This window comes from Haloechinothrix aidingensis (assembly GCF_013450155.1).
Classification (GTDB): Bacteria; Actinomycetota; Actinomycetes; order Mycobacteriales; family Pseudonocardiaceae; genus Haloechinothrix; species Haloechinothrix aidingensis.
The window spans coordinates 75,697-96,837 of the sequence record NZ_JACCKD010000002.1; the positions used below are offsets into that span (position 1 = coordinate 75,697).

General features: G+C 69.7%; 18 protein-coding genes and 1 pseudogene. 11 read left to right on the plus strand and 8 right to left on the minus strand.

Annotated features, from left to right (window positions below; genetic code table 11):
* Nucleotides 1-11: 11 nt before the first annotated feature.
* From H0B56_RS04910 to H0B56_RS04920, 3 genes are read left to right on the plus strand one after another with little or no spacing between them, the layout of a single operon-like run.
* Nucleotides 12-929 (plus strand): putative selenate ABC transporter substrate-binding protein, encoded by a 918-nt coding sequence (locus H0B56_RS04910; protein WP_180891756.1) that lies wholly within the window; start codon nt 12-14, stop codon nt 927-929.
* A 5-nt stretch (nt 930-934) separates the two neighbouring features.
* Nucleotides 935-1,792 (plus strand): phosphonate ABC transporter ATP-binding protein, encoded by an 858-nt coding sequence (locus tag H0B56_RS04915; protein WP_180891757.1) that lies wholly within the window; start codon nt 935-937, stop codon nt 1,790-1,792.
* Nucleotides 1,789-3,498 carry a PhnE/PtxC family ABC transporter permease gene (locus tag H0B56_RS04920; RefSeq protein ID WP_180891758.1) on the plus strand — a complete coding sequence of 570 codons (1,710 nt, stop codon included), beginning with the start codon at nt 1,789-1,791 and terminating at the stop codon, nt 3,496-3,498. Before H0B56_RS04915 ends, H0B56_RS04920 begins: the two co-directional genes overlap by 4 nt.
* A 75-nt stretch (nt 3,499-3,573) precedes the next feature.
* Here the strand turns inward: H0B56_RS04920 and selD are convergent, their stop codons facing one another.
* Entirely contained in the window at nt 3,574-4,641 is a 1,068-nt protein-coding gene (gene selD, locus H0B56_RS04925) for a selenide, water dikinase SelD (protein WP_180891759.1), read from the minus strand.
* Between the two features lie 289 nt (nt 4,642-4,930).
* Here selD and H0B56_RS04930 point away from each other — a divergent pair.
* Nucleotides 4,931-5,819, plus strand: a pseudogene (locus H0B56_RS04930) (IS5 family transposase).
* A gap of 9 nt (nt 5,820-5,828) precedes the next feature.
* On the opposite strand, the gene H0B56_RS04935 reads toward H0B56_RS04930, so the two are convergent.
* Together H0B56_RS04935 and H0B56_RS04940 are read right to left on the minus strand one after the other, a co-directional pair.
* On the minus strand, nt 5,829-7,640 hold the full coding sequence (locus H0B56_RS04935) for a DUF4873 domain-containing protein (protein WP_180891760.1): 1,812 nt from the start codon (nt 7,638-7,640) through the stop codon (nt 5,829-5,831).
* A complete protein-coding gene (locus H0B56_RS04940; protein ID WP_180891761.1) occupies nt 7,637-8,536 on the minus strand; it encodes an AurF N-oxygenase family protein in 900 nt (299 codons plus the stop codon). The genes H0B56_RS04935 and H0B56_RS04940 overlap by 4 nt, the downstream gene beginning before the upstream one ends.
* Nucleotides 8,537-8,657: 121 nt before the next feature.
* Between H0B56_RS04940 and H0B56_RS04945 the strand changes: the two genes are divergently transcribed.
* The 4 genes from H0B56_RS04945 (at nt 8,658) to H0B56_RS04960 (ending at nt 12,508) form a co-directional block, all read left to right on the plus strand.
* On the plus strand, nt 8,658-9,362 hold the full coding sequence (locus tag H0B56_RS04945; protein WP_343063757.1) for a TetR/AcrR family transcriptional regulator: 705 nt from the start codon (nt 8,658-8,660) through the stop codon (nt 9,360-9,362).
* 335 nt (nt 9,363-9,697) lie between these two features.
* Nucleotides 9,698-10,618 (plus strand): SCO4651 family lipoprotein, encoded by a 921-nt coding sequence (locus tag H0B56_RS04950; RefSeq protein WP_180891762.1) that lies wholly within the window; start codon nt 9,698-9,700, stop codon nt 10,616-10,618.
* Between the two features lie 104 nt (nt 10,619-10,722).
* Nucleotides 10,723-11,067, plus strand: a complete 345-nt coding sequence (locus tag H0B56_RS04955) for a tRNA-binding protein (RefSeq protein ID WP_180891763.1) — start codon at nt 10,723-10,725, stop codon at nt 11,065-11,067.
* Nucleotides 11,068-11,209: 142 nt separating this feature from the next.
* The gene (locus H0B56_RS04960; RefSeq protein WP_180891764.1) at nt 11,210-12,508 is read left to right on the plus strand and encodes an MFS transporter; all 1,299 of its coding nucleotides are present in this window, start codon (nt 11,210-11,212) and stop codon (nt 12,506-12,508) included.
* A gap of 4 nt (nt 12,509-12,512) precedes the next feature.
* Here the strand turns inward: H0B56_RS04960 and H0B56_RS04965 are convergent, their stop codons facing one another.
* The 3 genes from H0B56_RS04965 to H0B56_RS04975 all read right to left on the minus strand — a co-directional run bounded on the left by H0B56_RS04965 (nt 12,513) and on the right by H0B56_RS04975 (nt 15,940).
* Nucleotides 12,513-14,132, minus strand: coding sequence for a BCCT family transporter (locus tag H0B56_RS04965; RefSeq protein WP_246360929.1), 1,620 nt, complete (start codon nt 14,130-14,132; stop codon nt 12,513-12,515).
* Nucleotides 14,133-14,181: 49 nt separating this feature from the next.
* Nucleotides 14,182-15,135 (minus strand): N-acetylmuramic acid 6-phosphate etherase, encoded by a 954-nt coding sequence (murQ, locus tag H0B56_RS04970; protein WP_180891766.1) that lies wholly within the window; start codon nt 15,133-15,135, stop codon nt 14,182-14,184.
* A gap of 64 nt (nt 15,136-15,199) precedes the next feature.
* The gene (locus H0B56_RS04975; protein WP_180891767.1) at nt 15,200-15,940 is read right to left on the minus strand and encodes a GntR family transcriptional regulator; all 741 of its coding nucleotides are present in this window, start codon (nt 15,938-15,940) and stop codon (nt 15,200-15,202) included.
* Between the two features lie 125 nt (nt 15,941-16,065).
* Between H0B56_RS04975 and H0B56_RS04980 the strand changes: the two genes are divergently transcribed.
* Both H0B56_RS04980 and nagA read left to right on the plus strand, forming a co-directional pair.
* Nucleotides 16,066-17,130, plus strand: coding sequence for an SIS domain-containing protein (locus tag H0B56_RS04980; protein WP_180891768.1), 1,065 nt, complete (start codon nt 16,066-16,068; stop codon nt 17,128-17,130).
* Nucleotides 17,127-18,296, plus strand: coding sequence for an N-acetylglucosamine-6-phosphate deacetylase (gene nagA, locus H0B56_RS04985; RefSeq protein ID WP_219632348.1), 1,170 nt, complete (start codon nt 17,127-17,129; stop codon nt 18,294-18,296). Before H0B56_RS04980 ends, nagA begins: the two co-directional genes overlap by 4 nt.
* Nucleotides 18,297-18,318: 22 nt before the next feature.
* Here nagA and H0B56_RS04990 read toward each other — a convergent pair whose 3' ends face one another.
* Nucleotides 18,319-19,050 (minus strand): trypsin-like serine protease, encoded by a 732-nt coding sequence (locus H0B56_RS04990; RefSeq protein WP_180891769.1) that lies wholly within the window; start codon nt 19,048-19,050, stop codon nt 18,319-18,321.
* Between the two features lie 384 nt (nt 19,051-19,434).
* Between H0B56_RS04990 and cofC the strand changes: the two genes are divergently transcribed.
* Nucleotides 19,435-20,100 carry a 2-phospho-L-lactate guanylyltransferase gene (gene cofC, locus H0B56_RS04995; protein WP_180891770.1) on the plus strand — a complete coding sequence of 222 codons (666 nt, stop codon included), beginning with the start codon at nt 19,435-19,437 and terminating at the stop codon, nt 20,098-20,100.
* On the opposite strand, the gene H0B56_RS05000 is transcribed toward cofC, so the two are convergent.
* Nucleotides 20,090-21,112, minus strand: a complete 1,023-nt coding sequence (locus H0B56_RS05000) for an MBL fold metallo-hydrolase (RefSeq protein ID WP_180891771.1) — start codon at nt 21,110-21,112, stop codon at nt 20,090-20,092. The two genes, cofC and H0B56_RS05000, sit on opposite strands and share 11 nt — an antisense overlap.
* Nucleotides 21,113-21,141: the final 29 nt, after the last annotated feature.

Below are 21,141 nucleotides of genomic sequence, written 5' to 3' on the forward strand. Positions count from 1 at the left end.
AAGGAGCCACCATGCGCGACGCGCCCCTCCGGATCCTGGCCCTCGCGGCCGTGACCCTCGGTGCCGCGGCTTGCGGGAGCGCTCCGGGCGACCCGAGTGGCCAGGGCGGCGGCAGCGGTGACACGCTCAGCATCGGCGCGATCCCCGACCAGGACCCCGAGCAGCTGCAACGCACCTACGGCACGCTGGCCGACTACCTCAGCGAGGAGCTCGACGTCGAGGTCGAATACGTACCCGTCACCGACTACACCGCGGCTGTCACCGCGTTCCAGCGCGGCGACCTGCAGCTGGCGTTCTTCGGCGGGGTCACGGGCGTGCAGGCACGCGACCAGGTCGAGGGGGCCGAACCGATCGCGCAGCGCACCATCGACGCGGAGTTCGAGAGCGTGTTCGTCGCCAACACCGACACCGGCCTGGAGCCGTTCGACGATCCGGCCGGGCTGGCCGAGCTGGCCGGGCACTCGTTCACCTTCGGCAGCGAGTCGTCCACCTCCGGACGCGTCATGCCCCAGCACTTCCTGTCCGAGGCAGGAGTCTCGGTGGACGAGTTCGCGGGCGAGGTCGGCTTCTCCGGCTCGCACGACACCACGGCCAAGCTCGTCGAGGAAGGCACCTACGAGGTCGGCGCACTCAACGCGGCGCTGTGGGACGACCGCGTCGAGGAGGGTGCCGTGGACACCGACCGGGTTCGCGAGGTGTACCGCACGCCCACGTACCACGACTATCACTGGCTGGCCCGGCCGGAGCTGGACGGGACGTTCGGCGCAGGCTTCACCGACAACCTGACCGAGGCGCTGCTCGACCTCGACGGCAGCGACGAACGCGAGCGGGAGATCCTCCAGCTGTTCCAGGCGGAGGGCTTCATCGCAACGGAGGCCGAGAACTACGAGCAGATCGAGAAGGTCGCTCGCGACGTCGGGTTGTTGTGATCGCCATGGCGCGGGACGCGGAGCACGACAGGCAGCGCGATCGTAGGGCCGAGCAGGCCACGGCACGCGAGGGATCCCGGCCGCGGGTCGGCGATCGGGACGACGACGTCGTTTTCGAGCTCCGGGATGTCAGCGTCCGGCTCGGCCAGGTCGAAGCCTTGTCCGGTGTGGACCTCGTGGTGCGTTCCGGGGAACGGGTGGCGATCATCGGGCCGAGCGGCGCGGGCAAGACCACGCTGATCAGCCTGCTGAACGGCACCACGACGGCCACGCGCGGTGAGGTGCGGGCGCTCGGCTGCCCCTACGCGCGCGCCTCGGCCAGGAACATCCGCGCTACCCAGCGACGCATCGGTACGATCCACCAGCGGTTCGATGTCGTGGCCCAGCTGCGCACGGTGCACAACGTGAACGCGGGCAGGCTCGGTACGTGGCCGTTCTGGAAGGCGGCGCTGTCTCTCGTCTTGCCGAGGGATGTGCCGCGCGTGCGTGAGGCGCTCGCGCAGGTCGGTATCCGGGACAAACTGCACGAGCGCACCGGTGACCTCTCCGGCGGGGAGCAGCAGCGTGTCGCCATCGCCAGGGTCCTCGTGCAACAGCCCGACGCCATCCTCGCCGACGAGCCGGTCGCCAGCCTCGACCCGACCCGGGGGTTGGAGATCATGAAGCTGCTCCTGGACATCAGCGCCGAGTCGGAGACCGCGCTGCTGGCCAGCCTGCACGACGTGGACATGGCGCTGGACAAGTTCGAGCGCGTGGTCGGCCTGCGGGACGGCAGGATCGTGTTCGACAAGCGCAGGGAGAACCTGCACGACGACGAGGTCCGTGCGCTCTACACCATCGACCAGGCACCGGGGTCGCCATGACAGTGTCGCTGCGCGCGCTCGACGGGGTCGAGGAGACGTCGACTCCCGCTCCGGCCGGGCGGAGCGGCGGCACCCGGCGCTCGCGCCAGCGGTGGTTGTGGGCACTGGCGGCCGTGGCCGTGACCGGCGCCTCGCTTGTGGCCGCCGGGATCGGCGAGCGGGACGTGCTCCGTGCCGAGGGGATCCCCGCGTTCCTCGAGTTCTTCCGCGCGGCGGGTGCCCCCCGGCTCGACGGTGAGTTCCTGGCACTGACCGGGACGGCCGCGCTGACCACCCTGGCGTACGCGGTACTCGGCACCGCACTCAGCCTGGTGATCGGCATCGTCGGTGGCGTGCTGACCTCGCAGACATGGTGGTCACTCGGCCGCCGTGCACGCGGCAGGCGCGGCACGGCCTCCTGGATGCTGGCACGGACGGTGCTCGTGGTGCCCCGCGGTATCCACGAGGTGGTCTGGGGCCTGATCTTCCTGATCGTGTTCGGGCTCGACCCGATCGTGGCGGTACTGGCCATCGGTATCCCGTTCGGAGCTGTCACGGCCAAGGTGTTCTCCGAGCTGCTGGACGAGACCGCGCGGCAGCCGTACTCGGCCCTGCTGGCAGGCGGCGCGAGCCGGAGCGCGGCGATGATCTACGGCCTGCTGCCACCCGCGCTGTCCGACCTGCTCTCCTACGGCTTCTACCGTTTCGAGTGCGCCATCCGCAGCGCAGCCGTGCTCGGCCTGGTGGGCGCCGGTGGCCTGGGTTTCCAGCTCTCGTTGAGCTTCCAGAGCCTGCACTACGACGAGATATGGACGCTGCTCTACGCACTGATCGCACTCAGCGTCGCAGCGGACTTCTGGAGCTCGCGGGTACGGGCCAGGCGGAGCGCCCGCGCCGACGGCACGCAGCGGACCAGGCGCGGAGCCGACCCGGTTCTCATGGGCTCAGGGCTACTCGGCATCGCCCTGATCGTCCTGTCCGTGTGGTGGATCGGGCTGGATGTCGCCGTGCTGTGGAGCGGCGAGACCTGGGAACACACCCGGCGGCTGCTCGGCGACGCATGGCCGCCCTCCCTGGCGGGCGACGGCCTGTCCGGGCTGGTGTGGCTCAGCGCGGTCACGCTCGCCATCTCGATCCTGGCCATGGTGATCGGCTTCTGCGGGGCAGCGCTGTTCGCCTTCCCCGCGGCGAACCTTCCTCGCGGCAGCTACCACACGCGGCGTCATGTCCTCTCGCGCGCAGCACGCCTGGTGCTGTTCGCGGTGAGCAGGTTGATCCTCGTGGTGCTGCGGGCCATCCCGCCACCGGTGTGGGCACTGCTGTTCCTGTTCGTCCTCTATCCAGGGATCCTGCCGGGCGCGCTGGCACTCGGCGTCTACACCGTCGGCGTGCTCGGCCGCCTGATGGCCGAGTCGGCGGAGAACCTCGACGTCCGGCCGCTGCGCGCGCTGCGCGCCCACGGAGCGTCTGCGGCGCAGGTCTTCTGCTACGGCGTGGTACCAGCCGCGACGCCTCGCTTCGCCGCCTACGGTCTCTACCGGTGGGAGGTCACCATCCGGGAGACCGTGGTCGTCGGCGTCGTCGGGGCCGGCGGGCTCGGTTACGCGCTGGCGCAACAGCTGAGCGGTTTCGACTACGGCGCCGCGCTGACCACGCTCGTCACGCTGATCCTGCTGACCCTGGCCGTGGACTTCATCAGCGCAGCCGTCCGCCGTACCGTGCGCTGACGCTGACGGACGCTTTCAGTCCGGCTCGTGGACCGAAAGCGTCCGTCAACCACCCGTATGGAGTGAAAGCGTCATTCAGCGCACAACGGTGACGTGGCCGGGAGTGCCTGCCGCCGCCCGGCCGATCACGGCAGCGGGGAGGTTCTTGCCACGCAGCTCGGCGACGACGGCCGCGCTGTCCGTCCCGGAGGGAACCGCGATCAGCATGCCGCCGGAGGTCTGGGCGTCGTGCAACAACACCGCCATCTCCTTGTCGACGTCGTCGGCGACGCTGACCACGGAGCTGAGGTGGTCGGTGTTGGCCTTGGTGCCGCCCGGAACGAAGCCCGCGCGGATCGCGTCGACCGCGCCCGGCAGGACGGGGACGGCAGCGGAGTCGATCTCGGCGGCGACGCCGCTGGCACGCGCCATCCGGTGCAGGTGGCCGAGCAGGCCGAAGCCGGTCACGTCGGTGGCCGCGCGCGCCCCCGCGCTCGAGGCGATCGCGCCGGCGTCGGCGTTGAGCGTGGTCATCGAGTCGACGGCGCCGTCGATCCACTCCTGGCTGGCGCCTCCCGCCTTGATCGACGTGGCGATAACCCCGGTGCCCAGCGCCTTGGTGAGCACAAGCTCATCACCGGCCCGCAGCTGGTCGATCTGGAAGAGCTGGTCCGGATGGGCCATGCCGACGACGGCCATCCCGTACTTGGGAACGGCATCGTCGATGGTATGCCCGCCGCCGATGAAGCAGCCCGCCTCACGCGCCACGTCGGCACCCCCGCGCAGCACGTCGGACAGCATCTCCATGGGCACATCGTTGCCCGGCCACGCGGTGAGGTTGACCGCGATGATCGGCCGCCCGCCCATCGCGTACACATCGGACAGGGCGTTGGCCGCCGCGATCCGGCCCCAGTCGTAGGCATCGTCCACGATCGGGGTGAAGAAGTCGGTGGTCAGGATCAGGGCGCGGTCGTCGTCGAGGCGATAGACCGCGGCGTCGTCGCCCTCTGAGGCCCCGACCAGCATCTCGCCGGTGGCCGACTCGAGGTTCGCACCGAGCGAGGAGAACATGCTCTCCAGCTTGGCCAACGGAAGCTTGCACGCGCAGCCGGCCCCCTGGGACAGCGAGGTCAGCTTCATGGCCGGCTCAGTGGAGGAGTTCATGCTGGCATTCTCCCGACGTACTCGGCGAACTGGATGGCTGCACAGCGACGCTAGCAGTGCGATCACCGATCATGTAAGGGTGCGGGCGGGCGATCAACATCATCATCACCACCGGCAGCAGGGTCCACTGGCGCTCCGGTACGTCTCGTGCTGCTCACCGCGACATCGGGGTCGCAGCGGCCCGGACGGCGTGGCGGCAACGAGCAGCGGGCTCGTGAGCGGCTGCGGGTGGGAGGCGGCTAGGGCGTGTCTCCAAAGCTGGTGCTGGTGGTTGGGTGATGCTGGCGGGATGAGTCGTCAGAAGGTTTTGTCCGATGTGCAGTGGGGTGCGGTCGAGGCGTTACTGCCGCGGCAGCGGCCGGTGACGGGGCGTCCTCGTCGTGATCATCGACAAGTAGTCGAAGGCATCATCTACCGGTACCGGTGCGGCATCGCCTGGAGAGATCTGCCCGACGAGTTCGGCCCGTGGCAGACGGTGTGGAAGCGTCACCGTGCCTGGGCTGCCGACGGCACCTGGGACAGGGTCCTGGATGCCCTGCTGGTGCGTGCCGATGCGCAGGGGCAGCTGGACTGGTCGGTGGCGGTCGATTCCACGATCTGCCGCGCTCATCAGCACGGCGCCACCCTGCCGCGGGGCACAGGGGGCCCGGTCGAATCACACGCATCCGCGTGCCGAGCCGGCTGATCACGCCCTGGGTCGCTCGCGGGGCGGCCTGTCCACCAAGATCCATCAACTGGTCGACGGGCACGGGCTGCCGCTGGTGATCCTGTGCGGGCCGGGCCAGGGCGGCGACTCACCGATGCTGGCCCCGTTGCTCGCGGCACTACGCATCGCCCGTGACGGCCCCGGCAGGGCACGCACCCGGCCGGAGAGGCTGCTCGGCGACAAGGCCTATTCCTCCCGCGCCACCCGGGCCGAACTACGGCGCCGGGGCATCCCGGCAGTGATCCCCGAGCCGCGTGACCAGCAGCAGCACCGCCGCAACCGCGGATCACGCGGAGGACGACCCGTGACCCTGCAGGTCGCTGCCTACCGCGGCCGCAACGTCATCGAGCGCGGCTACAGCGACCTCAAGCAGTGGCGCGGCCTGGCGACGCGCTACGACAAACTCGCCCTCACCTACCGGGCCGGAGCCGTCCTACGCGCCATCACCCAGTGGCTCAAACACATCCTTTAGAGACACGCCCTAGCTCCCCGCAACCGGTGAGCCGGCCACCTCCGTCCGCTCGATCTCCTCCAACGACTCGACGGGGAACGGCGGGACCCCCGTACCGCTGATGCGCACGTGCCCCCAGGGATCCACCTCGACAAGCCGGGCGTGCACGGCCTCACGCCCCGGCAGGCTGAGCGTGACCCGCCTGTTGGCCCGTTTCCATGCGATCACCGCATCGTCGGCCGCGACCCGGCCGTACCAGTGGAACGCCCCGTCGATCGGTTCGAGATGCCCGGACAGCGTGACCGTCACGGGCAGCTCCTCGGTACCGGCGGTCAGCGTGGCGGGTCCGTGATAAGCATGCTCCGGTTCGCGGTCGGCGGCCGCGGTCCACTCGAAGTGCTCCGGGTTGACCTGCCGCATCCGGCGCCAGTACGACACGCTCGAGCCCGGCCAGGCCGCACGGTTGGCCCCCGTGTCGTCCAGGTACCAGCTGTCGCAGCCACCGGAGTTCCACACGCTGCCCGCCAGCTTGCCGTGCACCCACTGATTGAACCGGCGCTGCACCGCCGGGCGCACCTCGATCCGGGTGACGTCCCGCTGCTCCATCTGCCGCAGGCATTGGACGATGTAGCCCGCCTGCGCCTCGATCATGAACACGATGGACTGGTTGCCACCGCCGGAGTTCGGCCCCAGCATCAGGAAGAAGTTCGGGAACCCGGCTACCGCGATCCCCTGGAATGCCTCCATGCCGTCCCGCCAGGCTTGCTGGATCGTCAGGCCACCCTTGCCGACGATGCGCTCGGCGGCGAACCGGTCGGTCACGGCGAAACCCGTGGCGTAGACGATGGCGTCGAACTCCCGCTCGGAGCCGTCGCGCGTACGGATCCCGTCCGGGGTTATCTCGGCGATCCCTCCGGTGACCAGCTCGACATTCTCGCGTTGCAGCGCGGGATAGTAGTCGCTGGAGATCAGGATCCGCTTACAGCCGATCGTGTAATCCGGGGTCAGGTCGCGCCGGAGCTCCGGATCGGCGACCTGGCGTCGCAGCTGGCCCCTGGCGATCGCCTCGATCCGCCTCATCAGGCGCGGGTGCAGGAACCCCAGGATGAGCGCCTCGTGGATCCAGTAGATCGCGTAGCGGTACAGCCTGCGCAGCCCGGGAACCACGCGGAAGGCGACCCGCTCGGTACGGGTCAGGCGTCTGTCCCATTTGGGTAGCACCCAGTGCGGTGTGCGCTGGAACACCGACATCCGCTGCGCGTCCCTCGCCAGCCGGGGGATGAACTGCACGGCGCTGGCGCCGGTACCGATCACCGCCACTCGCTTGCCCGCCGTGTCGTAGGAGTGGTCCCACTCCGCCGAGTGAAAGCTCGTCCCACGGAAGCGTTCCCGGCCGGGCAGCTCGGGAATCTTCGGCTCGTGCAGCGGTCCGGGAGCGGCCACCACGATACGCGGGTGGTAGGTCCGTCCCCCCGCCGTCCGTACCCACCACCGGTCCGCCTCCTCGTCGAACTCGTAGGAGGTCACCTCCGTGCCGAACTCGATGTACCTGCCGAGGTCGTAGCGCCGCACCACGCGGCGAAGGTAGTCGAGTATCTCCGGCTGCCGCGCGTACATGCGCGACCAGTGCGGGTTCGGCGCGAAGGAGTACGAGTACATCAGTGACGGGACGTCACAGCCGCACCCCGGGTAGGTGTTCTCCCGCCAGGTGCCGCCGAGCTCGTCGGCCTTCTCCAGGATGCGGAAGTCCTCGATGCCTGCCTCGGCGAGCTTGATGGCGGTGCACAACCCGGCGAATCCGGCTCCGACGATGATCACCTGCGGGTGCGTGCCGGCGGTCATGCGATGAACCCCCAGCGCTTCCACATGTACCGGGCAGCGGGCCGCATCATGCCGACGCTCTCCAGGAAGTTCCCGAGATCGGCGAACCCGTACCGGCGGGCCTCGGCGAAGTGCGGGTTGTTCAGTGCCTGGTTCTTTGCCTCCTTACCGTCCAGACCGGCGCGCGCGTACATGTGCCGGTTGGTGAACAAGGCCGCGAACAGCGGGGCACCGATGCCCATCAGGTTGCCGGTGTACTCCCGTTCCCACCGGCTCATCAGCGGGGCTGTCCTGGCCAGCGCCTCACGGGCGAACCGGATGTGCCTGGCTTCCTCGGTCACGTGGATCCGCATCATCCGCGACACCAGCGGCTCCAGCTCGGGCGCGTCCACCATCCGCCGCTGCAGGGCGTCGAAGATCTCCTCCCCGATCAGCGCGGCCACCCACACGAACGAGCGCCGGATGGCGGCGGGTAACGCCGTGACCCCCAGCAGGCCGAGCCCGCGCAACCGGTAGGGCCGCACCCCTATCCGGTCGATGAGCCGCCCGAACATGACCATGTGCCGGCATTCGTCGCCCATCTCGGTCAGGGCGTAGTGGGCGTGGCGGCCCGTGGGGTCCTCGGCGAGCAGCTCGCGCAACAGCATCCGGTTGAGCACGTTCTCGAACCAGATCCCCGCGCTCAGTACGTTCGCCAGCTCCTGACGGGAGAGCTCCCTGCGCTGCGCGTGGCTCATGCGTTCCCAGAGTGGCGTGCCGTACAGCGAGATGACCTGCTCGGGCAGGAACAGCTTGTTCTCGTCCAGCGGCGCGTCCCAGTCGATATCCACGGCGGGCTCGTAGGACCGTTTGACCGACCCGCTGAGCAACCTCTCGGCGACCTTCTCCCGCGTCGCCACGTTCCCGTTCTCGGTCATCGCAGCTCCCTTGCTCGCACGACCACTGCTGGCCTGTTACCAACCGTCACACATAGATTAGTGTGACAGGTTGTCACAGTCAATGACCATCCAGCCGAGCGAGCGATGTAGAGTGGCAGCCGTGCTGGATACGGCGAACGAGACCAAGGACGTACGCGTCGACGGGCGCACGACGCGCTGGCAGGAGCACAAGGAACAGCGCCGCACGGAGGTCGTCGACGCGGCGCTGCGCGCCATCGAGGAGGAGGGCACCGGCGTCAGCGTGCGGCGCATCGCGCAGCGGCTGGAGCTGCCCCGCCAGGTCGTCTACCGGCATTTCGACGGCCGCGAGGATCTCGACGAGCACGTTCGTCGCCGCATCGTGGACATGCTCCTCGACGAGCTGACGCCGGTTCTGTCCCCGAACGGAACGCTGATCGAGACCGTCCGGCACGCGGTGGGTACGTATGTGAGCTGGATCGAGCGGCACCCCCACCTGCACCACTTCCTCGTCGCGGGATCCAGCGACCAGCAGGTTCTCGCCTCGCACGCGATCAGCGGTGCGCGTACGGCTGTAGCCGCGCGCATGGAGGACGCCGTCGGCCGTGCACTGGCACGCTACGAGGGTGACCCCCGCCTCGCACGGCCGACGGCGTTCGGCATGCTCGGGTTCGTGGACGCGACGGTCAACAGCTGGCGCACCGACCCGAACGAGAAGTCGTTGAGCGCGGGCCAGCTCACGACCTACCTGACGACGTCGCTCTGCTCGATGCTGTCCGGGACAGCCCGCGCACTCGGGGTCGAGCTGGACCCGGACACCTCGCTCGCCTCGCTACTCGGCGGCTGAGACCGTTTCCGCGCGGGCACCGGGCATCCCGCACCCGCCCGGCCGGATATAAAATTCATGTCAAACGTATTCGGCGAGCATAGATTTCCGGACAAATATGGCCGTGTGATTCGCACAAATCGGAAATCTGCTGGTTTTCTTGCGCCGAATTGCTTCACCCGGTTTCGAACCCCGCGCGTACGCCTGGCACTATCGCGAGCAGTACCGTGATCGAGCGATGACGACGGCGTTGCACAGCCCTGCACGGTGGGGGCGCGAACGCCTCCGTTGGAGTGGGTGACGGATCGAGAAACAGCCTGACGCACGAATAGGGACCCCGCACGCAGGAGAATGATATGCGCAAATCACTCGTGACAGCCGGAACCCTCGCTTTTGCCCTGGCGGTGAGCGGTTGCGGCGGCGACGGCGGTGAGGATTCGGACGACAAGTCCGCCGAGGAGGATCCGAACAGCGCCGCGGACATCGCTCTCGCCGCGGGCGAGCAGGCCAAGGAGCAGGAGACCGCCAGCTTCGATTTCAAGATGGATATCGGCGGTCAGACCGCTACCGGGCAGGGTACGTACCGGCACGGCGACGACGGCTCCGCTGTCGACGTCGCACTGGATGCCGGAGGGCAGAAGACCGAGCTGCGCCAGGTCGACGATGCCGTCTACATGAAGCTTCCCGAGCAGATGCAGGCCGCCGTGGGAACCGACGCACCGTGGCTCGACCTCACCGAGAGCCCCCAGGTGGCCCAGATGTTCGGCGGGATGGACCAGCTGCCCCGCCAGGCCGACCCCGCGGGTGTGCTCGGCCAGCTCGAGGAGGCCGGCACGATCCTGGGCACCGAGGAGACCGAGGTGGCGGGCGAGCCGGCTACCCGGTACAAGACGGAGGTCCAGCTCGGCAAGCTCAAGGAGAACCTCCCGATGGGCATCACGCAGCAGGCTCTGCAGTCCCTGCAGCAGTCCGGCATCGAGTCGTACCGGGTCAACCTCGATGTGAACGAGGATGACCTCCCCATGCAGGTCACGATGAACCTGACGGAGCTGTACAAGGCTGCCGCGGAGTCGATGGGGCAGCAGGGGCAGCAGCAGCAAGCACCGGAAGGCAAGTCCGTCATCACGGTGAACTACTCCGACTGGGGCGAGTCGGTCGAGATCGAGGCTCCCCCGAAGGAGGAGATCGGCGAGATGCCCGAGATGCCCCAGCAGCAGCCGGGGCAGCAGCCGGGGCAGGAGGGCCAGCAACCCCAGCCAGAGGGCGAGTCCAACTGACCCGCAGTGGATCACCGCTCACGCCGGCTGTGCCCGAAGGCGGACGCAGGACGCCGGACGCCCCGCCCCGCGCTTCGCGCACAGCCGGCGCTAAGCTCTACGGCATGGACGCTTCTCCGAAGCCGGATGCGCCCGATGCCTTCCCCGCAGTCGATATGCGGGTCGGCCGCGTCACCGAGGTGCGGCCCTTCCCCGAGGCGCGCTCCCCCGCATGGAAGATCGCCGTGGACTTCGGCATCCTCGGCCACCGGTGGACCAGCGCCCAGGTCACCCACTATTCCGCCGAGGAGCTGATCGGGCGGACGGTCGTCGGCGCGATCAACCTCGGGCGCAAGAGGATCGCGGGGTTCACCAGCGAGTTCCTGCTACTCGGCGCGGTGGGGACCGGCGGCGAGGTCCGGCTGCTGCGACCCGACGACGGCGCCGACCCCGGTGACCCGATCGCCTGATCCCGGCGCTCACCGGGCGCCTGGGCGAGCGCGCCGGTAACTAGTGAGCTATGCTAACGGCAGTGCACGCGGCAAGGTTCACCCCGGCAGCCGCGCACGGGTCGCCCGGCGCGGCGCCGATCCGTAGTCGGGTCGAGTTCGCGTGAACCGCACGTTCCACTCCCTGCGCCATCGCGACTACCGCCTGTACTGGTCCGGGATGTTCGTATCGAACATCGGCACATGGATGCAGCGGGTCGCCCAGGACTGGCTCGTCCTCGTCGTCCTCGGCGGCGGAGCCCAGGCAGTCGGGATCACCACCGGCCTGCAGTTCCTCCCGTTCCTGCTGGTCGCACCCTTCGGCGGCCTGCTTGCCGACCGGCTGCCCAAGCGGAGGCTGCTGCTGGCCACGAACGGCTTCCTCGGCGGGCTCGCCCTCGTACTGGGGACGCTCGTACTCGCGGGCGCTGCCGAGATCTGGCACGTCTACGTCCTCGCGTTCCTGGTCGGTGTCGGCAACGCGCTGGACAACCCCGCCCGGCAGGCGTTCGTCTCCGAGCTGGTCGGTCAGGCCGACGTCACCAACGCGGTCGCGCTCAACAGTGCCTCGTTCAACGGGGCCCGCCTGATCGGGCCCGCAGCCGCCGGGGGCCTGATCGCGCTGATCGGGACGGGATGGCTGTTCGTCATCAACGGGCTCTCGTTCGCCGCACCGATCACGATGTTGCTGCTGTTGCGCGTGCCGTCCACCCGCGCCAGCTCGGCCGACGGCGACGCCACGGGCCCGCTCGGGCGGCTGCGCGCCGGAGTCGCGTACGTCCGCTCGCGTCCCGACCTGGTCATGGTGCTGACCATCGTGTTCGGTCTCGGAACGTTCGGGATGAACTTCCAGATGACCATGGCGCTGATGGCCACGGAGATCTACGACCGCGGGCCGGAGGAGTACGGGCTGCTCGGCTCGATCCTGGCCATCGGCACGCTGTCCGGCGCACTGGTCGCGGCGCGCAGGCGGCTACCCCGGTTGCGCCTGATCGTCGGGGGGACGGTGCTCTTCGGCGTGCTCGCCGTGGCCGCGGGCTCGATGCCGACGTACGCGACGTTCGCGCTCACGCTCGCACCGATCGGCGTACTCGTGATGACGGTGCTCACCGCGGCCAACGGGTACATCCAGACCACGGTCGACCACCACATCCGCGGGCGCGTGCTCTCGCTGTACATCACCATCCTGATGGGCGGCACACCGGCAGGCGCGCCGGTGATCGGCTGGCTCGCCGGAGCGCTCGGCGCCCGGTGGTCCCTGCTCGCCGGTGGCACGCTGACCGCACTGTGCACGGCACTCGCTGTGGCCGTCTTCGCGCGGCACGCCACCTTCCGGGTACGTCCCCGGCTGCGGCCACTCCCCCACGTCGCCGTCACACACACGCGGCGCGAGGCCGGCTCCCGGACGCGGGATCCCGCCTGAGGGATCAGGGTGAACCCTGGACCCGGTCGGCGAAGGGACTGCGTGCGGCTGCCCGGCGTTCCGGGACCGCGCGGTGCGCCGGGGTGGTCAGCGCGAGCCGGTCGAGGCTGTCCACCCTCCCGTCCGCGTACAACGCACGCACCAACCCGTAGCACATCAGCAGCATGATCACGCTGAACGGCAGCGCCGTGGTGATCGCCGCGGTCTGCAGCGCATCCAGCCCTCCGGAACCGGCCAGCAGCAGCACCGCGGCCACACCGCCCTGCAGCACGGCCCAGAAGACCCGCTGTGCCTTCGGCGCATCCGGGTCGCCACCCGAGGTGAGCATGGCGATCACCAGCGACGCCGAGTCCGACGACGTCACGAAGTATGCCGCCACCAGCAGGATCGCGAGGGCGCTCAGCACCGTTGTCAGGGGGAGCTGGCCGAGCATGCCGAACAACGCCACGGCAGGATCGTCGACCGCCTGGCCGGAGAGCTCCCCACCGGTCTCGGAGTTCACCGAGAACGCGGTGTTGCCGAAGACGGCCATCCACACGACAGTGAACAGCGTCGGCATCAGCAGAACCCCGAACACGAACTCGCGGATCGTCCGGCCTCTGGACACCCGGGCGATGAACATGCCGACGAACGGGGACCAGCTGATCCACCACCCCCAGTAGAAGATGGTCCAGTCGACCTGCCACCCCGTCTGCTCCTGCGAGTCGGTCCACAACGTGGTCTCGGGCAACGTCTGTACGTAGTGGCCGAGCTGCTGCACGAGGCTACCCAGCACGTCCGTGGTCGGCCCCGTCACCAGCACGAAGAGCATCAGCGCGACTCCGATGCCGAGGTTGGTCACCGACAGCCGCAGGATCCCCTTGTCGAGTCCCGCCAGCAGCGAGCACACGGCGGCGAAGGTGATCGCGGCGATCAGCACCAGCTGCACACCGGTGGACTGCGGCACCAGATTCAAACTGGACAATCCGGCATTGACCTGCAGGATACCGAAACCCAACGAGGTAGCGACCCCGAACATCGTGCCGAACACCGCGAAGATGTCGACGACGTCTCCGAGACGACCGTGGATCCGCTCCCCCAGGATCGGGTACAGCGCGCTCCGGATCGCCAGCGGCAGGTTGTGCCGGTAGGAGAAGTAGGCGAGGCAGACCCCGACCACGATGTAGATCGCCCACGCGTGCAGGCCCCAGTGGAAGAAGGTGAACCGCATCGACTCGGTCTCCGCGCGCGCCGTACCCGGCTCGGCCATCGGCGGGTCGGCCAGGTGCGACAGCGGCTCGGCCACCGCCCAGAAGACGAGCCCGATCCCCATACCGGCGGTGAACAGCATCGCGAACCAGGTCATGTACCGGTACTCCGGCTCGCTGTCCTGCTCGCCGAGCCGGATCCTGCCGAACCTGCTCGCGCCCAGCCAGATCACGAAGACGAGGAACCCGCCGACCGTGAGTATGTAGTACCAGTCGAACCACGCGGCGATCCCGGCCTGCGCACTGTCGAACATCCGCCGCATCGCCGAGGTCGCGGTGAGTCCCACGACCAGGAAAGCGAGGATGACCAGCACCGATATACCGAACACGAGCGGACTGGCCGGCAGACGGCGCCGGATCCGCAACCCCACCTGCATCACAACGAGAGTCTGCCAGACGCGCGGGACGAGCGTCCGGCAGTGTCGGCTACTGCCCGCGATCGCGCGGAGCCTCCTGCCCGGCCCAACCCGCCGCGCTGTGCAGTGCCCGGCGAACGTGGCCTGCGCAGGCATCCAGACGCCGTGCGGCGCTTTCCGGGTCCGTACCCGCCAGCAGTGCGACGATGGCGGTCTTGGCGTGCCCTGCCGACCGCAGCAGGGTGTCCTCGGCGGTCGCGGAGTCGACTCCGGTCGCCTCGATGACGATCCGGCGAGCGCGGTCACGTAGCTTCTCGTTCGTCGCCCGCAGGTCCACCATGAGATTGCCGTAGGTCTTACCCAGCTTGATCATCGTCGCCGTGGACAGCGTGTTGAGGACGAGTTTCTGTGCGGTACCCGCCTTCATGCGGGTCGAGCCCGCGAGCACCTCTGCCCCTGTGCGCACCTCGATGGCGATGTCCGCCAGCGTGCCGACGCGACTGTCCGGGTTGTTGGCCATCCCGATCGTCGTTGCTCCGGCAGCCCGAGCCGCCTCCACGGCTCCCAGCACGTAGGGCGTACGGCCCGATGCGGTGACACCGACGACGGCGTCCGCGGCGGACACCCCTGCCGCGCGCAGGTCGACGGCGCCTGCCGCGGCATCGTCCTCCGCTCCCTCGGCCGTCGCCGTGCTCGCGCCCGTCCCGCCCGCGAGCACGGCGAGAACCTGCCCGGGATCACTACCGAACGTCGGTACGCACTCCGCGGCATCCATGACTGCCAACCGGCCCGGTGTGCCAGCACCGACGTAGCACAGCCGTCCCCCGGCGCGCAGTCGCTCCGTGACGGCCTCGACCGCTGCGGTGATCGCACCGTGTTCGGCGGCCACGGCGGCGGCGACGGTGCCGTCGTCGGCGAAGATCTGCGCGACCAGCGCGGCGGTGTCGCGGGTGTCGAGGTCGGCAAGGTCCCGCCGGGGCCGCTCGGTTTCCAGCCGGCCGAGATCGTCGGCGAACTCGTTCATACGAGTCCGACAGCGAACACACGGTGCGCGACAGCGCGGGACCGCCCGCGGGCCGAGCGATCCGTCATCGGCCACCTGCCGTTCCATCCGCGACCGCCGCCGGTGCCTGCCGGTCGGCATGGATCTCGGCGACGATGCGGTAGCGATCGCCACGGTAGATCGACCGCACGAACTCGACCACCGTCCCGTGCTCGTCCCGGGACGTCCGCTCGAACAGGAACGCGGGCGTGTGCACCGGCACACCGAGCAACTCCGACTCGCCCGGGTCGGTCACCGTGGGTTCCAGAGCTTGCGTTCCGGTAGCGACACGCACCCCGAAACGCTGTTCCAGGAACGCGTAGAACGAGTGATCGGCCAGATCCGTGCCGCGCAGACCCGGAACGAGCGCGGTCGGCACGTGCAGGTCCTCGATGGCCATGGGAGCCCCGTCCGCCAGGCGTAACCGCCGCACGCGCAGCACATCGGCCTCCGGGGAGACCTCGAGCCGCCGCCCGAGGACCGCGCCTGCCGAGCAGGTCGCCGTGTCGAGCGTGCGAGATCCGGGTACGTGGCCGCGAGCCAGCATGTCCTCGGTGAACGAGCTCGCGGTCAACGGTTGTGTCACCTTCGGGGCGGCGACGAACGAGCCGGCACCGTGCCTGCGCACCACGCGGCCCGCCGTCACCAGCTCGTCCACGGCCTTGCGCAGGGTCATCCGCGACACCCCGACGCGCGCGGCCAGCTCCCGCTCGGCCGGAAGGGGGTCTCCCGGCCGCATCCCGTCGACGAGGTTCGTCAGGACGTCCCGTACCTGCGCCACTCGCATATGTACCTCCGGTCTTAAATAATGTACCATTGGTACAATAGAGGTCGTTCGGCGTCAACCGACCGCGCGGTTCGCCGTATCGGGCAGCACACCGTGACACGCACACCACAACCACGAGGTCGCCGATGAGCACTCCCCCTGCCCAGCCCGGAGAGCGTCCGCCCGGTGAGCTCATGCTCGCCGAGATCCGCGAGCAACCCGGGACACTCGAGGGGATCCTGTCCGGCGGCGCGGCCGATGCGCGCTCCGTCGCCAGCACGATCGTCACCCGCCGACCCCGGTTCGTGCTGCTCGCCGCGCGCGGCACCAGTGACCACGCCGCGCTGTACGCGAAGTACCTCGTCGAGATCATGCTCGGGCTTCCGGCCGGGATGGCCTCGCCGTCCACGCTCACCACCTACGGGGCCCGACCGGATATGACCGGGGTCCTGTGGATCGCGGTCAGCCAGTCGGGTGGCTCACCCGACCTTGTCGACTCCACGGCGGCAGCCGGGCGCGCGGGCGCGACCACGCTCGCGGTAACCAACAACCCCGAGTCCGACCTCGCCGCCGTCGCTGAGCTCCACCTGGACATGCGCGCCGGCACCGAACGGGCCGTAGCGGCGACCAAGACCTACACGGCGAGCCTGTTGACGCTGTGGCTCCTGCTCACGCACGTACGGGGCGCGCCGACGGATGCCGCGCACGCGTTGCCGGAACAGGCAGCGGCGCTGCTGGAGCAGCCGGACGTCCAGTCCGTGGCGGACCGCTTCCGGTTCGCGGGCACCCTCGTCACGACAGCGCGGGGTTATGCCTATGCCACCGCGCGGGAAGCGGCGCTGAAACTGATGGAGACGGCGTACCTGTCCGCGCACGCCTTCTCCGGGGCCGACCTGCTGCACGGCCCGCTGGCCATGATCGACCAGGACCGCCCGGTCATCGCGGTGATCCCGGAAGGCGCGGGCGGGCAGGCGATGTGGCCGGTCGTCGACAAGGTCCACGAGCGCGGCGCCGAGCTGTGCGTACTCGGTGACCCGTCCGTCGCGAGACGCGGCGACTGCGTGCTCGCCCTGCCTGCTGGCACCGGGGAGCAGCTCCTGCCGATCCTGCAGATCGTTCCGCTGCAACGGCTCGCGCACAGCATGGCGCTCGCCCGCGGGTACGACCCGGACGCGCCACGCGGCCTGCGCAAGGAGACCTCGACGTGGTGAGCGAGCATGCGTCCTTACCGGACGGGCACATACTCCGCGCAGGCACCGTGGTCACGCCGGCGGAGTCGCATCAGGACGGATGGGTACACGTCGTCGGCGACCGCGTACGGCAGGTGGGCACGGGTGAACCATCCGTACCGGCGCCTGTCGTGCACCTGCCCGCCCTGACGCTCCTTCCCGGACTCGTGGACGCGCACGCGCACGGCGGTGGCGGGTTCAGCTATACCGACGGCGACCCGGATGCCGCAGCGAACGCCGCGCGCGCCCACCTGCGCCACGGCACGACGAGCACGGTGGCCAGCCTGGTATCGGCCCCCCTGGAGAGCCTCGAGCGTGCCGTGCGCGCGCTCGCCGAGCTCGTCGACGACGGCCTGCTGTCCGGTGTGCACCTCGAAGGCCCGTGGCTGAGCGAGAAGCACCGGGGGGCGCACGCTCCGGAGCACCTCCGCCCTCCCCGGCCCGAGGAAGTGGAACGCCTGCTGACCGCGGGCAGGGGAACGATCTCCATGGTGACCCTCGCCCCAGAGCTCGACGGTGGCATCGACGCCGTACGGCGCGTCGCCGGGCACGGCGCGGTGGCCGCCATCGGGCACACCGACGCCACGTACGCCACCACCCGCCGCGCCATCGACGCGGGCGCCACGGTCGGCACACACCTGTTCAACGGCATGCGCTCGACGCACCACAGGGAACCGGGCCCTGCGGTTGCCCTGACCGAGGACGGCCGCTGCCGGGTGGAGCTCATCGCCGATGGCCACCACCTGCACGACGCGATGCTGCGGCACGCGGCACTGGTCGCGGGGACCGATCGCTTCCTCCTGGTCAGTGACGCCATCGCTGCCGCGGCAGCGCCGGACGGTCAGTACCGCGTGGGCGAGCTCGACGTCGTCGTCCGGCACGGCCAGGCGCGGCTGGCCACCACCGGCTCGCTGGCAGGCAGCACGCTGACGCTCGACGCGGCGGTGCGGCGGTTCGTCGAGGCGACCGGCTGCCCGCTGGAGCAGGCCGTTCGCGCGGCGTCGTTGACGCCCGCCCGCACGCTCGGCCTCACCGGCACGGGCTCCATCGAGCCCGGCCACCGCGCGGACCTTGTCGCCGTGAACGACGCGTTGCGCATCGAGGGTGTGATGCGTGCGGGGCGATGGGTGATCCGGCCGGATTCGTGACGGGCGGCCGGCTACGCCGTCGTCAGCCCACGGTACGCAGCGTCACGGTGAAGCCGGACGCGGCCGCGTCGGCGAACATGCCCTCGAGCGAGACGCCGCCTTCCCCGACGTAGGGCAGCTCGGCGACACCGGCACCCAGCGTGTTCACCAGACCCAGCGCCTTGTTGCCGTCGGTGAGGTTGGCGACCGGCCCGCCGGAGTCTCCCGGACTGACAGCGCCGTTGACGTAGTGCTGCGTCCCGTCGTTGTATCCGAGGATGCCGACGCGCTGTTCCTGCGTGATCGGGGTCAGGTGGAAGCCGACACCGTGCCCGGAGAACTGGATCAGATCGCCGACCGCCGCCGTCTCGGTGGTGGACACTCCGGTGGGGATCTGCGGGTGCCCCTTCAGGGCCGGATCGACCAGATCGGTGTGCGCGGTGTCGATCTCGATGAACGCGTAGTCCAGCTCGTCGGCGACGAAGGCGACCTCACCGAACTCGACGGTCGCCTCTCCCAAGCTCGACGTGGCCAGGGAGATGCGTTGACCGACCCCCTCGACACAGTGTGCCGCCGTTCCGCCGTAGACACTGCCTGCCTGGTCTCCCGTACCGTCGTATATCCAGTTCAGCGTGCAGTAGCCGTCCCCTGTGGTGATCGAGGCGCCCGGCTGGATGACTTCCTGCTGCGCTACGGCCTGGCCCGGCGCGAGCACCAGCGCGACCAGGGCGGAACCAGCGGCGAGCGCTGCCGCACGCAGTAACCGTCTCGTCATGGCGACACATTCCTTGTCTGTCCGGTATACGAACCCTGCCAACTATCACACTAACGGGTGAACCACGCTGGTGAAACACGTTCCCGTATTACCGGTTGGTCACGACGCCACCGCGCCCGCGGACGGCGACGCTGGCACGGCCGTTGGCGTAAGGCACGCGGAGCGGTACCGCCTCACCAGCCATTTCCGCCGCGCAGCCCCGCGAGCAGCCGACCGGCACACGCCTCGCCGGAGCCGGCAGGCTCGGCGAACGCGTCACGCACCGGAGCCGTCGATTGTGCACTCGCAGTATGCTTAAGTCCGGTGGCCGCCGATCGGACGTCGCGGAACCACCCACTTCGACCAACCACCCTGACGCGTGAGATACCCCGGGCACAGGCTGAGATGCGCACAGTGGACCTCGTCCTACCGGTAAAGGGGCTGCCCTTTGCCAAGAGCAGGCTGCTCGCCTCGTTCGGCTCGGGCGACCGCGCGGAACACCGGCGCACCGTGCTCGCCCTGATCACCGATACCGTGTCGGCCGCACTCGCTGCCGAGGCCGTACGAGAGGTGCTGATGGTCACCCCCGACCCCGACGTGACGGCCGCGGTACGCGAGCTCGGCGCGTCGACGCTGCCGGACACCTCCACCGGCGGGCTCAACGCCGCACTCGAACTCGGCGAGCGCCACCTGCGCGAACGGTATCCCGGCACGCGGGTCGGGGCACTGCTGGCTGACCTGCCCGCACTACGTCCCGCCGAGGTCACCGCGGCCATACATGCCGCGCGCGGCGCTCGCGCGTTCTGCCCCGACAGGGAAGGTACCGGAACGACGCTGCTGCTCGGCGCCGAAGGTGGGGACCTCGAGCCGCGTTTCGGGCCGAGCTCCGCGGCGGCCCACCTGGCTAGCGGGGCCGTCCCGCTGTGGGGCCCGTGGCCGAGCCTGCGGTGTGACGTGGACACCCGCAACGACCTCCGTGCCGCCACCGAGCTGGGGCTCGGCGCGGCCACCGTCGGCCTCGCCCCCGACCTCGCGGTCCCGCCGGAGCGTCCCCGCGCGGTCAGGGCGTAACGGGCGAGTAGTAGTCGACGCCGTCCACGGAACGCACGTTCAGCCGGCCGCGCTCGGCCAGCAGGCGCAGGTGTGCTGCCGTCTCGGCCACAGCGAGGAACCGGTTGAACGCGTCGAGCTCGGTGAAGGACCGCGCACGCCGGGTCCACCCGAGCCTGCCCGCTGCCTCGTAAACCGTGCGCGCGCCATCCTCCGAGACCGCTCGTGCCGTGTCGGCCAGCCTGCGGTCATGGTGCTCGAGCAACTCCGCGACCCTCGTGTGCGCGCTCTCGGTGACCGGGCCGTGTGCCGGTAGCAGGCGCATGTCGGCATAGTCGCGCAACCCCCTCAGGGAGCGCAGGAAGTCGCCGAGGGGGGAGCTGGCCATCGCGGGCTCGAAACCGATCGACGGGGTGATGTGCGGTAGCACGTGGTCACCGCTGAACAGCAAGCCGGAACCGGTGTCGCAGAACACCACGTGCCCGCGGGTATGACCGGGGGTGGGTACCGCGCGCAGGACGCGCTTGTTCAGCTCGATGTCGACCACGTCGTCGATCCACTCGTCCGGCCAGTCATAGCTGCGGCGCACCGCATCCGGATCGTAGCTCGCGGCGAGCTCGGCGAGATGTTCCTCCGCGCCCCATCGGCGCAGCTCACCCATCCGACCGGCGGTCTCCTCGTCGAACATCGCCCGCAGCGTCTGCCGCTCCCCCTCCCCGAGCGCGATCGGCATACCGAACTCCCTGCGCAGCGCGACGCCGAGGGTGTAATGGTCACGATGCACATGGGTGGCGAGGATGCGTCGCACGTCGGCGAGCTCGTAGCCGAGCGAGTCCAGCGCCGACCGGAGCGTCTCGCGCGCCTCCGGCACGTCCCATCCCGCGTCGACGAGGACCACCCCGTCACCGTCCTCGATCGCGTACACGTTGACCGCGCGCAGGCCGTCGTTCGGCATCGGCAACGGTATCCGGTACACGCCGGGAGCCACCTCGTACGCTCCCGGTTCGGTCCACGCCGTCGAGCTCGTAGTCATCCTGCCTCCCATGACGCGACATCCACGCA

Excerpts from the sequence above, each read along its gene's own strand:
- H0B56_RS04910 (WP_180891756.1), top strand. The coding sequence starts at position 12 with ATGCGCGACGCGCCCCTCCGGATCCTGGCCCTCGCGGCCGTGACCCTC.
- H0B56_RS04915 (WP_180891757.1), top strand. The coding sequence starts at position 935 with ATGGCGCGGGACGCGGAGCACGACAGGCAGCGCGATCGTAGGGCCGAG.
- H0B56_RS04920 (WP_180891758.1), top strand. The coding sequence starts at position 1,789 with ATGACAGTGTCGCTGCGCGCGCTCGACGGGGTCGAGGAGACGTCGACT.
- selD (WP_180891759.1), bottom strand. The coding sequence starts at position 4,641 with ATGAACTCCTCCACTGAGCCGGCCATGAAGCTGACCTCGCTGTCCCAG.
- H0B56_RS04935 (WP_180891760.1), bottom strand. The coding sequence starts at position 7,640 with ATGACCGCCGGCACGCACCCGCAGGTGATCATCGTCGGAGCCGGATTC.
- H0B56_RS04940 (WP_180891761.1), bottom strand. The coding sequence starts at position 8,536 with ATGACCGAGAACGGGAACGTGGCGACGCGGGAGAAGGTCGCCGAGAGG.
- H0B56_RS04950 (WP_180891762.1), top strand. The coding sequence starts at position 9,698 with ATGCGCAAATCACTCGTGACAGCCGGAACCCTCGCTTTTGCCCTGGCG.
- H0B56_RS04955 (WP_180891763.1), top strand. The coding sequence starts at position 10,723 with ATGGACGCTTCTCCGAAGCCGGATGCGCCCGATGCCTTCCCCGCAGTC.
- H0B56_RS04965 (WP_246360929.1), bottom strand. The coding sequence starts at position 14,132 with ATGCAGGTGGGGTTGCGGATCCGGCGCCGTCTGCCGGCCAGTCCGCTC.
- murQ (WP_180891766.1), bottom strand. The coding sequence starts at position 15,135 with ATGAACGAGTTCGCCGACGATCTCGGCCGGCTGGAAACCGAGCGGCCC.
- H0B56_RS04975 (WP_180891767.1), bottom strand. The coding sequence starts at position 15,940 with ATGCGAGTGGCGCAGGTACGGGACGTCCTGACGAACCTCGTCGACGGG.
- H0B56_RS04980 (WP_180891768.1), top strand. The coding sequence starts at position 16,066 with ATGAGCACTCCCCCTGCCCAGCCCGGAGAGCGTCCGCCCGGTGAGCTC.
- H0B56_RS04990 (WP_180891769.1), bottom strand. The coding sequence starts at position 19,050 with ATGACGAGACGGTTACTGCGTGCGGCAGCGCTCGCCGCTGGTTCCGCC.
- cofC (WP_180891770.1), top strand. The coding sequence starts at position 19,435 with ATGCGCACAGTGGACCTCGTCCTACCGGTAAAGGGGCTGCCCTTTGCC.
- H0B56_RS05000 (WP_180891771.1), bottom strand. The coding sequence starts at position 21,112 with ATGACTACGAGCTCGACGGCGTGGACCGAACCGGGAGCGTACGAGGTG.